Here is a 12,238-nt window from a genome sequence, read left to right as displayed (position 1 = left end):
TGAAGCGGGTGGCGAAGGAAGGCTGACCTGCGATTTACCTGGTGTGCACGATGTGCGACATGGGCCTTAAGGGTGAATTTCTGACGCTGAAATGACGCTCGTGACGCTCTCCTGATGGTCGCGCTATGAATCCGCCCGCCAGATGGATCGCTAGATCCGCTGGCGGGCGGGTTGTGTCGGGCTGGAGAAGATGCTCCGCGTTATGCCGTGCCGCTGCCCAGCCAACCGGATGCAACCGCGACCCCTTGATCAGTGACCAGGCTGAACCCCTGGTACGACCGGTATGCCGACGAGATCGCCGGCGCCTGCCGACCGGCACTGACCACTGCTCTCGGCGCTCATCGTGGTGGGTCGTCATGTGATGCACTCGTTCCATCGCCATGTCGCCTTCTCTCTGGCACGTGAAGCTTCGGAACCTGAGGAAGAGTTGTGGCAAAGGTGGGCCATGGGCGTGCTGAAACTCCATGCTCTGTGGCGTCACCCATAGCGGGTCGCGTTCCTGGTTGTTCAGGTGCCCCAATCCACCCGTACGGGCTCGCGGGCCACGGCAATGGCACCGTCGAAGTCGGCGAGGCGTTCGGCGAGGGTATTGGTGGCGATGCGGGGAGGGAGGGCCACCGAGAACTTCAGGCCGCGGACGGCTCGCGGGTCGACGGTGGGCAGGGTGAGGGAGTCGGGGAGCTCGGCACGGGCCGTCTTCCAGTCGGCGGGGGAGAGGTCCTGACGGAGCCGGATATGGGTGTCGGTGGGGCGCTGCACGGGGTCGGCGAGGCTGCCGAGGGAGGCGGCGAGGGTGGCGTTGGCGCGGTAGCCGGCCCAGGTCCACCAGCGGACGGCGTCCGCGTCGTGGACCAGCAGGGTGCCCGCCGGGTGTACTTCGTGGGGTGCCCGGTCCATGCGGAGGTCGGTGAGGGCCGCAATGGCACGGCGGGTGAGGCGGACGTCGGGGTCCGTGCCGAGGAGGACGTCGCGCATGGCGCGGGTGAGGACGTACGACAGACCGCGGGCTTCGCTGCCCTGCCACTTGGCGATGCCGCCGTCCTCAACGGGCTCGACGAAAGCGCGGCGTCGGGCCCAGTCGATGAAGGTGACCTGCCAGCTGCGGCCGGCCAGGAGCAGGCGGCGCGGGCCCTGGCGTTCTTCCGTGAGGACGGTGGGATCGGTGGTGCCGAGCTCGGTGCGTCCGGCGAGCACGGTGAACTCGGGAGGTGCGGTGAAGGAGGCGGTCAGCTCCATGAAGTGCCGGCGGCCGAAGTGCCTCTCGGCCTCGGGGCCGATGAACAGCATGCCGCCGTCACTGTCGAGGAAGCCGCCTGCGACCAGGTGGGACAGGATGGGCGCGGCGGAGCGGTCGAAGGGCGTGAGGCCGTTCCACTGCTCGGGCCACAGACGATCTCCGATGCGGTGTTCCTGCAGGGTGACGGCAAAGAGTTGCTGTGCGACCAGGTGCCGGGGTGAGGGCGGCGGGGTGACGGATTCCACCCAGCCGCGGGCCCACAGGGTGAGCAGGCCGGCGGCTTGGAGCAGGGTGTCGGGCCGAGTGGCGAGGAACAGGCAGTTGCGGGAGGTTCCGGTGCGGCGCCCAGTGCGGCCGATGCGCTGCAGGAAGGAGGCCACGGTGCTGGGTGAGTCGATCTGAATGACGCGGTCGAGGTCACCGACGTCGATGCCGAGTTCGAGAGTGGAGGTGGAGACGATGACGCAGTCGCGGGCTTCGGCGAAAGCCTGCTCGGAGCGTGCGCGCTCGTCGGGGGAGAGGGAGGCGTGGGAGAGGAACACGGTGACGCCGCGGGCGCGCAGTGCGGCACCGAGTTCTTCCACCTGCTTGCGGGAGTCGCAGAAGACGAGCCGTTTCTCGCCCCGGTGCAGGGCGGAGATCACCTTGGCGGCGTTGGCGAGTGATCCGACGTAGTCGAGCTCTACCTCTCCAGGGGGACGTGGGAGCTCGGTGCTGCTAGTGGTGCCGTTAGTGGCGGGCAGAGTGACGCCGGGGGCGACGACCCGGCCGAGGCGGTCGGCGGGGCGCGCGCCCTGGAGCCAGGTGAGCAGGGCCTCGGGGTTGCCGACCGTGGCGGACAGGCCGATGCGCTGGATGCGGCGGCCGGCCAATCGCTCCAGACGTTCGAGTACGGCGAGCAGGTGCCAGCCACGGTCGTCCCGGGCGAAGGCGTGCACCTCATCGACGATGACGGCACGCACTCGACCCAGCATGTGCGCGTGGTCGGTCTTGACGCTGATGAGCATCGCTTCGAGGGACTCGGGCGTGGTGAGCAGGAAATCGGGGGATTCGATGCGGATGCGACGGCGTACGGACTCGGGGGTGTCACCGTGCCAGAGGGCGGCTCGGCGCCCCAGCCACTGAGCGTAGCTGTCGACCCGGTGCACCAGGTTGTTCAGGAGTGCCTTGAGCGGGGCCAGGTAGAGGACGGAGGTGCCGGTCCAGTGCTTCTCTCGCATGGCGGACAACAGCGGGAAGGTGGCGGCCTCTGTCTTTCCGCCCGCCGTCGGCGCGAGAAGGACCGCGTCCTCGCCGTCCATCAGCGGATGCACGGCGGCCTTCTGCAGGGGGCGCAGATCGGACCACCCGAGCGTGTTGACGATGTGGTGCAGGACTACCGGGTCGAGGCGTTCCAACGGGTCGGTGTCGCGCCGTTGCTCCTGCACGTGTGTGACTCCTGCGCTGGTCGTCAGAGAATGGGGCTTCGGAAAATGTGTCTTCAGAGTTCGAGCTCGAGGTCGTCCGCTGAGGCGGCCGGCACGGGCGCGGCGAAGTTCCGTTCGGCGGCGGTGAGATCACCGCTGGCCACGGTTAGCTTGTAGTGAGCGCGTGGGTCGAAGTCGGGGAACTGGTCGATCCGGTCGAGTACGTCTCCGACGAGCTTCTTCAGGTACAGCCGTGGGGCTACTCCGACCTTTCCGCCGAGGGCCCCGCCCACAGCCCGTGCCAGGTCGGTGAGGTACGCGTCGTCGGCGAGCTGCTTGATCCGGTCGGGGGACTGGGAGCCTTCGGCGTACAGGTCACGGATGGTGGCGCCCAGACCGGTCAGTGCCTCCTCGGTGAATCCAGGCAGCCGGATCTGGACGGCCCGGGGGTTGTCGAAGCGGGGGTCGGTGGTGAAATCGGTGGCGAGGCGCTGAGCGAGCGGTGCGAGTCGCTGCACGCCCTGCTGTCCGTCGTAGAAGGCGGGCGTACCGGTGATGACGAGGTACAGGCCGGGGAAGCGGCCGGAATGGACCTCGTCGATGAGCTGCCGCAGCGCGTTGAGTGCCTTGTCGCGGGCGTCGGAGCGGACCCGTTGCAGGGTCTCCACTTCGTCCAGGACGAGGACGAGTCCGGCGTGCCCGGCGTCCCGGAGTACGGTGAGCAGGCCCTGCAGGAAGCCGAAGGCACCGAAGTGGTCGAGGTCGCCGCGGACGCCGGCGCTGCGCCGCGCGGCTGCGGCGACGTGCGGCTGGCCACCGAGCCAGGCCATCACCGCAGCTGCGGTGGCCTCGTCGCCGGCGTCCAGGGATTGCTTGTATCCGCGCAGGGCGGTGGCGAACGCGGGGGCCTGCCGAGACACTTCGGCCAGGCGGGCGGTGAGCAGCCTGTCCACGGCCTCCGGCAGCTCGCTCTCGCCTGCGCCGTCGGCGAGTGCGTCCTCCTCCAGTGCGTAGAACCAGGCGTCGGCGACCGGGCGCAGGGCGCTGGGCGGGAAGCTTGCAGTGGCCAGGCGTTCGGTGAGTCGCCGGTAGACCGTCTCCAGCTTGTGCAGGGGGGTCTCGGTCTCCGACACCTGCACCTCAGCCACGGCAAAGGTGCGCCGTTTGGCGCGCTCGCCGAGCCAGCGGGTGAAGAAGGTCTTGCCGGAGCCGTACTCGCCGCGCACGGCCTTGAACACCGAGCCGCCGGCGGCGACGGTGTCCAGTTCCTCGTCGACTGCCTGCTCGAAGCGGCCGAGTCCGGTGGCGAGCAGGTCGAGGCCGCTCTCGGGGACGGCGCCACGCCGCAACGCATCCACCACGGCCCGCCGTCGCACGACGCCGACCGGTGCGGCGGTCCCGGATGCTGAAGATCCAAACGCGTTCACCCGAACAGTTTCCCACCCGGCCGCCGCATACGAATCGCAACGCAAGGACGAACAGGGCTGGTTGCGGCACGCGACTCACGGCGGCGAGCCCGGTCGATTACGGCTCCGGCTAAATTGAGCCTGACGTGGCATCACCTAGGCTTTCCCCCAGCGTGAAACATCCGAGGGGGGACCTTGAGTATCGATTCGAGCACGGCGCGGCCGACCACTCGGCGACCGGCGTCAGCGGGGCCGCAGTTCGGGCAGGCCCTGTTGCCCGGCACGGAGACAGGCACCGAGGGCATGCGTCAGCGGCTGATGATCCTGCAAGGCAGGCTGGAACGCTGCGCCACTGTGTTGCGGGCTCACCAGGAGACCGTCACCCGCGTCCCCCGGATGGATGCCCTTGCTCTCGGCCTGGTTAAGGATGATCAATGTCTCCTGCGCGACGTGCAGCAGTGTGACGACGAGGCTGGCGCAATCGATGATGCGCTCACCGAACTCTTCCAGGAGCTCATGGGGGCCGACCTGAAGTCGGTCCGGCGCCGGCAGGAAGTCGAGCGTCTTTCCGGTCGGCTCAGGGTCTCACCCCCGTACTCCCCCGGTTGGAACTCGGCGGACGAGATCTCGGAGACCTTCGCTCACGCTTCGTCGCCGCTGCTGAGGGTGGAGGGCGGGAGCCTCTTTGGGCCGACAGCCTTGTTCATCAAGCGCTACGCCAAGCACGCGACGTTTACCCGCACCATGTACAAGGACGTCACCTTGCGGATGACGACGCTCTGGCAGGTTACCAAGGAGGCTCTCGACGGCCCCCTTCTCCAGGAACCCACGGTGATGGACTTGGAGGGGATCGACGAGCTGCACCACAGCCAGTTCGAGCAGCTGATCGCCGACCTCCTCGACCGCGACGGATACCGGATCATCCGCTCGGGTGGGGGCGCTGGCGACATGGGCGCCGATGTCCTCGCGGCCGACCCCCTCGGGAGGTTCGTGATGGTGCAGGCGAAGCACTTCACCGGCGGTGGTGGTTCGGTGGGCCAACCGGTCGTGCAGCACCTGTACGGCGGGGCCATGGCCACGCACTCCTCGACATTGGCCGTCGTCGTGACGAATGGAAGGCTCACTGGTGGGGCGAAGGGGTGGGCGGCGGAAGACTCCCGGGTGCGACTGATCGGCCGCGAGGAGTTGCGGCGGTGGGCGGAGAACGGGGAAAGCCTGGAGTCGGTCCTCAAGGGCACAGGGCCTGCATAGAGATTGCACCCGTCTCCACATGGCCGGCCGGACACCCATGTGGAGATTGGCCCGGCCGTTTCGCGGACCGGGCGGGGTGGTGAACCGCCCCGCCCAGCGCCGCCGCAGAGCTCCGGTTCACAGCCCGAACTGCTCGACCAGCTGGGCCCGGTGCAGACGCAGGGTGCGGTTGTCGGGGAGGATCTCCAGGATCTGGGTGCCGTCGTAGTTGAGGAGCTGGGCCAGGGTCGCGGCGAAGCCAGGAGCACGGGTGGCGGGGTGGCCGGCGCGTTCGGCGAGGGCGGTCATCGGCAGGGTGCCCGCTTCGACGAGCGCGGCCAAGGCCTTCGGGAGGACCGCCTTGTCGCGTGGCTTACGGGCAAGCAGGTCCAGTTGTGCCTGGTACAGCTCGGTGGCCATGAGGCGTTCCACCAGAGCGGCGGCTGGGTCCCCTGCCGCGGCGGGCGCCGGTACGGTCACAGACTCCATCGCAGAAGGGGCAGGTTCCTGCGGTACGGCCGGCGCGACCTCGTCCTCGCCGAAGAGACTGATGGCTCCTTCAGATACGGGCGGGGCTGCCTTCGTGGTCTGCTTGCGACGTGGCCGTGTTACAGAGGTGCCGGGCGTGGCGGCGACGTCGGCTCCGATGGCCTTGGTCTCCACTTCGACACCGTCTTCAGCGTCTTCCACCCACCACGAGGGTGCTGGGTCGCCCAACTCCCGCCACGCCGTGGGCGGCTCAGCGCCGAACGGCAGCAGGGCGAGCAGCGGGATGGTGAACTCGGCGAGGGTCGCCCCGCCGTGGTAGCCGGCCTTCAGCGCGGTGTACCGGGTGTCATGGTCTCGCAGCGCAATGATCTGTGATCCGGGCTCCGGCCAGACCACCCGCGGCCCGGCCAGCTCAATCTCGGCCTGAGTGACGGGACCACCGGGGGTGCGGTGACGGGCCGAGGCGATCACGGCGCCGGTCACATCGAGTTTGCTGCTGCGTCGCTCGATCACATGGCCGTGGTCGGAGGTGAGCAGCACGGTCATGCCGTTGGCGCGGGCGGCTCGCAGCAGGGGCTCCAGGCCGCCGATCTCCTTGGCCTCCCAGGTGCCGTCGTTGAGCTTCTGCTCCTTAGCGAGCCGATCGTCCACGGTGTTGAGGACGACCGCGACATGGGTGTGCTGGTCGGCGAGCGCGTCGCTGAGTGCGGTGGAGAAGGGCGAGCCGGTGTCGGGACTGCGCAGGTCTTCCTTGTGGAAGACCGCTGCTGGGGCCCCGTTCCAGCAGGGGTGCTGGGGGAAGAGCCGCTTCTCGTCGTTCTGGTCGCCCTTCATCAGGGTGCCTGCGAACAGTGATGTGCGGGAGACGGCGGTAAGTGTGGGCAGCGCAGCGGCCACGGCACGCCGGGCCGGTGCTCCGGCCGCGTCCTGCAGCGGATCGAACTCGGACCAATGTCTGTGCAATTCCTCGCCCAGTTCGGCTGCGATCGCCGCGCTCATCCCGTCGACGAGGAGGAGCAGGACGCGCCGGCCGGGGCAGGCCACGATGGGCGCGACGACCCGATCCAGAAAGTTTTCCACGGTGAGCATGGCGCCGGGGGTGGTGCCGTCCGCGGTCCATACCGCGAGCCGTTCGGAGAACGCGCGGTCCATCTCGCGGCGCTTTGCTCGCGCCTGCACGCCGATCCGACTGTAGGCGTCGGCGAGTACGCCGTCCGCATCGCCGCCCGCTTCCAGGTGTTCCAGGGCCCGGTCCACCCAGCCGAGTTCGCGGATCTGGAGGGCGGTGCCGTCGGCTACCGAGGCGATGTCGGAGTCGGGCTGGGACGCGAGCCACCGCCGCAGCCGCACCGCCATCCGTACCCGTTCGATACGGGTGCGGGTGGCGCCGTCGGAGGCCAGGGCGTGCTCGGCCAGCGCGGTAACGGCGGCCGTGACCGTCTCGGTACCCCCGTCGGCGAGGGCGCGTCCCGCGGCGGTGAAGCGTGCGTCGAGGCCGGCCGCGAGCAGGGGGCTGGCCGCGGCGGCGGTCTGCGCCCCGAACTGGGTGACGAGCTGTGCGGCCCGGCGCAGAACCGGGTCGGCGAGTCGATGTTCGCCCCGGTCGATGAGGCCGCGCACGTATGCCTCGCCGTTGCGCCCGAAGGAAGTCAGGAGTCTGTCGAGTTCGTCGCCTTGGGCGGGCGGCTGGTCGCCGAGCCACCGCTCGGCGCGACCGCGTGCCCGATACAAGTCGTGGTCGGCCTCTGCGTGTCCCCACAGGGCCGCGCAGACGACCGCGTATGCGGCCGCGTCCGCACCGTGCTCGGCGTCCACCAAGGCGGTGACAATCCTGCCGGTGGGGCCACCGTGCTCGGGTTCGGAGAGGAAGCGGGCTAGGCCGGCCCGTTCCGGTCCGCGCAGGTCACGCAGGAGGTCGGGGCCGCCGGGGGTGAGGGTCCACCGGAACAGTGTGACGGGGTCGATGCGGTCTCCGTCGTCGTGTGCGGCCGGCCCGCCCAACGCGTCCGTGTTGTGGCGGTCGAGCCTCAGCCGTCGCCTCGCCAGCCGCGTGAGGGCCTCGTCGCGGGAGAGCAGTCCCTTGCCGAGCGAGGGCCAGCCGCGGGTTGCCGCTGCGTCGAGAAGCGCTTCGGCAGCCCAGGTCTCACTGCGCAGCCGCCCGTCGAGACCGCGCGCGTCGAATGCCTCCTGTACGACCTCCCAGTTGTCGACGGACCGTATCCTTCCGCCGTAGACGCGGGCGAGCAGCCCGGGGTCGAGGTCGGTGTCCTCGCGGTCGGTGAGGACGACCAGGACCTTGGGGTCGGGAGGAGCCGCTGCATCGAGATGGCTCAGGATCTGCTCGTGCACGGCCAGCACCGACGGCGCGACGGCCACCCGCGCCTGCAGCCCGCCCGCTGTCTGCTGCACGGCGGGCCCGTCCCAGATGGGAGCGGCCCGCAGCAGCAGTACGCGAACCGCGCCGTCGCCGAGCCGGCTGCGGGCGGCGAGGTACTGGCGGACGGTTCCAGCGGACAGCCGGGCAGGGCCGGCAGTCGCGGAAGCTGTGGTGACGGTGTCGGGCATCAGTCGACGACCTTCCAGATGACCTCGACGGTGGCATTCGGCTGCTCGGCCGCCAGCGCCGCGATCGCCGCCTGCAGTTCGGCGGCGGCCCGTGCGGCGGTGGTCCGCCCGCCGCCGGAGCGGGCCGCGGGCCGCGACGATGCACGTGGGCCCGGCCGCTGCGTCGACTCCGGCAGCACCAGCGGGTGGGCGGAACCGCCGTTCAAGTCCACGCTGTCGGAGCTCGGCGGCGGAGTGGGCGACGGCTGGTGGTGCTCAGCCGGGGTCTGGCGAGACCTCAGCAAAGACAGCACCTCCCGGCTGCTGGCGTTCAACACGCCCGGCAGGTCGGGGTAGTCACCCGGGTCGCCGGCGGCGGCATCCCGCACCCGGTCCAGGACGGCCGCACCGTCCACGCCGAGGGTGTCGGCCAGACCCAGCTGGTCCCAGCTGGTGCTCTGCAGCGCGCTGGCGACCGTCCCGGCGCTCTTCAACGACATGCCGCACCGGTGGGCGGTGAAATCGCCGAGGTCGAAGCGGGCGAGCCGCTCCACTACGGCCTTCGCCTCGATGCCCGCTTCCGTCACCTCCTTGACCAGCTCCTGCGCCCGTCGAGCGAGGACGAGCCGGGGTGAACCGTCATTCAGCTGGAGGAAGTCGCGATGCTTCTCCAGCTCCCCGACGAGCCGTCCGGCGTCCTGGGCGAGCGCGGCGGCGGCCCGCTTGATCTGCCCGGCGAACTGGTTGACGATCCGCCCGCGCCGCAGCTGCGGCGCCCGGTCGCCGAGCACGGTCTCGAAGCGCTTGCGCGCCTCCGCCCAGTCGCTCTCGCCAGGCAGTTGCTGCTCGCGCAGGGCATAGTCCGGCTTCAGCTCGTGCGGTGCCGGCGCGGGTTCGACGGGAACGCCGCCGCGCACCCACACCCGGTCGGTCATCTCCGCGTACGCAGCGGCGAGCAGTCGGCGCAGTGGCTCGGGCAGTCCGCGCGGCTCGGATTGATCGCTCCAGTCGGAGAGCTTGACCAGGGTCGGCTCGGCGGTGCCGTTCCGGCGTGCCTGGGCGTTGAAGTGGTCGGGCCAGGCCGTGGACTGCCGGTAGTACGCCTCCCGCATGGCACCGAGCCCGAGGCCGCCCGCGATCCGCGCCATGGTCTTGCGGTCCTTGGAGTCGACCTCGACCTGCCCGTCGCGGTCCTCGGCGGCCTTGCGCACGTACTCGAAGACGGCCCTGATCTCGGCAGGCTTCACAGATTTGCCTGTGCCGTCGGGGTCCAGGTCGGGGTGGGCGGGGTACTGGTGGGCGAGCAGTTTGCCGGCCAAGTCGCGGGCGGCGGCATCCAGGGATGCGCCGAGCGGAAGCCGCAGCTCGGGGACATCCTGCTGGGCGACCAGATGGGTGTCGAAGCTGAGGTCGACGACCCCTTCCTGCTTCTGGGCAAGCCCGTACGCCTGCCGCAGTGCCTGGATGACGCGCTCGGTAAGGATGGCCAGCTGCGACTGAAGCATGCCCTTGGCGCGTGCCTTGTCGTCGGCGTTGAGGCTGCGCGCGAAGTCGGAGTCGAAGCGGATCTCGTCGGCGAGGGCCTTGTCGATAACGACGAGGCGCTCGAAGTCGCCCCGGGAGGCATCGGTCAGGTGGGTGGGCAGCCAGGCCAGGGTGCGTGAGTCGCCGCCCGGCTTCTCCCGCAGAGCGCGCAGCCGCTGCAGGTCGTCCATCGGACCGAACTCGCCCTCGTCGTATGGCAAGTCGACAACGAGTCGCCAAGCGTCATCCTGGCTGGGCCGCAGGGTCGCCTCGGGCAGCGAGTCGACCTCGGCGACGTTACCGAAGACCACCTCGACCTGCCGTTCGGTTCCCCTCCACACCAGGTTGAGCACGTCGTACGCATCAAAGCCGCCGGGCCCATCGCTGACGCCGAGCGCCTCCTTGAGCAGGCCGCGCATCTTGGCACGCCGATTGCCCTGGTTGTTGTGGACCTGGGCGTTCGCGAGGACGGCGTCCAAGTCGACACCGGTGAGTTCCAGACGCACCACCGCACCCGGCCCGGTACCGGTCACCTTGATTTCAGGGAAGGTCGCCGCCCACTCCTTCGCCTTCTGCTCGAGCCGACCGACCTCGGTGCCTGCGATGCGGGTGGTGATGGAGCCATGGTTGAGGGCGTGCAGCCGCGCCAGGGTGAGATCGGCGAGCGCCGGGACGCTGGGCGCGAGGGCGGAGAGCAGCAGGGTCTGAAGCAGCCGACTGTCGCCGGTGAAGTCGCGGCAACGGGCGGCGAGCTGCGGGTCGCCAAGGGTACCGGGACGGCGCCGGTACGCCTCGACCTGGTCCTCGGTGACCTGGTTGGTCTTCAGCAGGTACGGGCGAAGCTTGTCCCGGTACAGCTTGTCGGCGGCTTCGAAATGAACGCTGGTCTCGCCGCTGAACGCCTTGTCACCGCCGCCCGCGATCGCTGGGTACAGATCGCCGAGTGGTACGAGCTGCCCGAGCCGCCAGTCGTCGCGGTGGTCGACGAGCAGCTGGCTCATCAGCTTCAGGCCGGTGCGGGAGCGCTGCAGCGCGGCGGAGATGTGCACCAGGGTGTCCATGAACGCCGGCGGGAACGGGTACGTCCGCCGGAAGGCGTCCTCGTCCGCGCCCGTGGTGGACTTGTCGTGGCCGAGCAGGGTGTCCCACACGTCCGGGCCGAGCTTTTTGGCTTCGGCAAAGGCCGCCTCCACCTTCGCCTCGGCCTCGGGGGTGTTGGGCTTGAGCAGGCGGGCCTGCGCGATCTGCGGGAGGTTGCGGTCCTCCAGAACGATCTTGTCGAAGCGGCCGCCGCTGAGCTTCAGACTGTCCTGGACGGCGGCCTCGGCGGCCCCCGACATTTCCTCGCCGACCAGTTCACGCAGGTCGCGCTGGCGGGCGATGAACGACACCACCGGGATGGCGCGCCGCTCGCCGCCGCCCTCCACAAAGTTCGTGATCTTGTCGGCTTCGCGGGAGACGAACTTCTGGTCATGGATGCGGGAGGCCAGCCAAAGGATCAACTCGTCCATGAAGAGGACGAGACCGTCGTAGCCGAGGGACTTGGCATGCGCGGCTATGATGCCGAGCCCCTTGTCCAGCGAGACGAACCCGTCGGCATCCTCTGAGGCGCTGCGCGAGAACGACGGGAACAGGGTCTGGGTGAGGTCCTGCACGAGACGCGCCCGCAGTTCCCGCGGCGTGGAGGGGTTCTCCAGGTCGAGGTCCTTGGTGTTCTCGTGCTCCTCCGGCGCGTTCACTGCTTGGTCGAGCAGCTCGGTGGTCCAGGAGAAGGAGTCGCCCCACTCGTCTTCCTGGCCGTCGCCGGCGTCGGCGAGCTGCTCGATCACCCGGTCGTCACCATTGCGGCGGCGCTGCTCGGCGAAGTCCTCGAAGAGTCCGTCGGTCCGGTAGACCTGCGGCAGCGGGCATCCGGGGTGGAGTTTCCGTACGTGCTCCACGTACTTGCCGAGCACACGCTGCTCCAGGGACTTGGAGCCCAGCATGTGGTACGGCACCAGCAGGAACTTGCGGTCGTCCGTATCCAGCCAGGCGTGCCGAGCCCGCACCGGGTCGAGGTCGCCGCGCTCCCGGGCGGCCTGGTTCCGCGACAGCAGCGCGTAAAGCACTGCCATGAAGTGCGACTTACCGGAACCGAACGAACCATGCAGGTAGGCAGCCTTCGACGAGCGGCTGTCCAGCGCCGACTTGATCAAGTCGAGTGCCTCGTCGAAGTTGCCGAGCAGCCGGTCGGTGACGACATAGTCCTTCAGCGCCGCCTCGGCCCCCTCGGGGGTGACCGCCTCGTTCAGCTTCAGCACGAAGTCGGAGGTGGACACCGACTCCGGGATGTCGATCAACTCCCGCAGCAGCGGCCGGTCCTCGGGACGAGGGGTGTTCCTGCTCATGAACGCCATGGTGTG

5 protein-coding genes are annotated in these 12,238 nt (G+C 69.5%); 1 reads left to right on the top strand and 4 read right to left on the bottom strand.

Annotated features, from left to right (window positions below):
* Positions 1–507: 507 nt before the first annotated feature.
* Complete coding sequence (locus AB0K17_RS27245; protein WP_365984604.1) at positions 508–2,664, bottom strand: DEAD/DEAH box helicase; 2,157 nt, start codon at positions 2,662–2,664, stop codon at positions 508–510.
* A gap of 53 nt (positions 2,665–2,717) precedes the next feature.
* The gene (gene brxD / locus AB0K17_RS27240; protein ID WP_365984603.1) at positions 2,718–4,019 is read right to left on the bottom strand and encodes a BREX system ATP-binding protein BrxD; all 1,302 of its coding nucleotides are present in this window, start codon (positions 4,017–4,019) and stop codon (positions 2,718–2,720) included.
* A 225-nt stretch (positions 4,020–4,244) separates the two neighbouring features.
* Here brxD and AB0K17_RS27235 point away from each other — a divergent pair, with 225 nt between their 5' ends.
* Positions 4,245–5,300, top strand: a complete 1,056-nt coding sequence (locus tag AB0K17_RS27235) for a restriction endonuclease (protein WP_365984602.1) — start codon at positions 4,245–4,247, stop codon at positions 5,298–5,300.
* 117 nt (positions 5,301–5,417) lie between these two features.
* Here the strand turns inward: AB0K17_RS27235 and pglZ are convergent, their stop codons facing one another.
* Positions 5,418–8,333, bottom strand: a complete 2,916-nt coding sequence (gene pglZ, locus AB0K17_RS27230) for a BREX-2 system phosphatase PglZ (RefSeq protein WP_365984601.1) — start codon at positions 8,331–8,333, stop codon at positions 5,418–5,420.
* Positions 8,333–12,232, bottom strand: coding sequence for a phage resistance protein (locus tag AB0K17_RS27225; protein ID WP_365984600.1), 3,900 nt, complete (start codon positions 12,230–12,232; stop codon positions 8,333–8,335). The genes pglZ and AB0K17_RS27225 overlap by 1 nt, the downstream gene beginning before the upstream one ends.
* Positions 12,233–12,238: the final 6 nt, after the last annotated feature.

It is taken from the genome of Streptomyces sp. NPDC049585, assembly GCF_040675615.1.
Taxonomy (GTDB): domain Bacteria; phylum Actinomycetota; class Actinomycetes; order Streptomycetales; family Streptomycetaceae; genus Streptomyces; species Streptomyces luteosporeus.
The sequence above is the reverse complement of the archived record's forward strand: the minus strand, read 5'-3'. Positions and strand labels throughout refer to the sequence as shown.

Bases quoted from the DNA above. Each gene is read 5' to 3' on its own strand.
- pglZ (WP_365984601.1), bottom strand. From the start codon at position 8,333: ATGCCCGACACCGTCACCACAGCTTCCGCGACTGCCGGCCCTGCCCGG.
- AB0K17_RS27225 (WP_365984600.1), bottom strand. From the start codon at position 12,232: ATGGCGTTCATGAGCAGGAACACCCCTCGTCCCGAGGACCGGCCGCTG.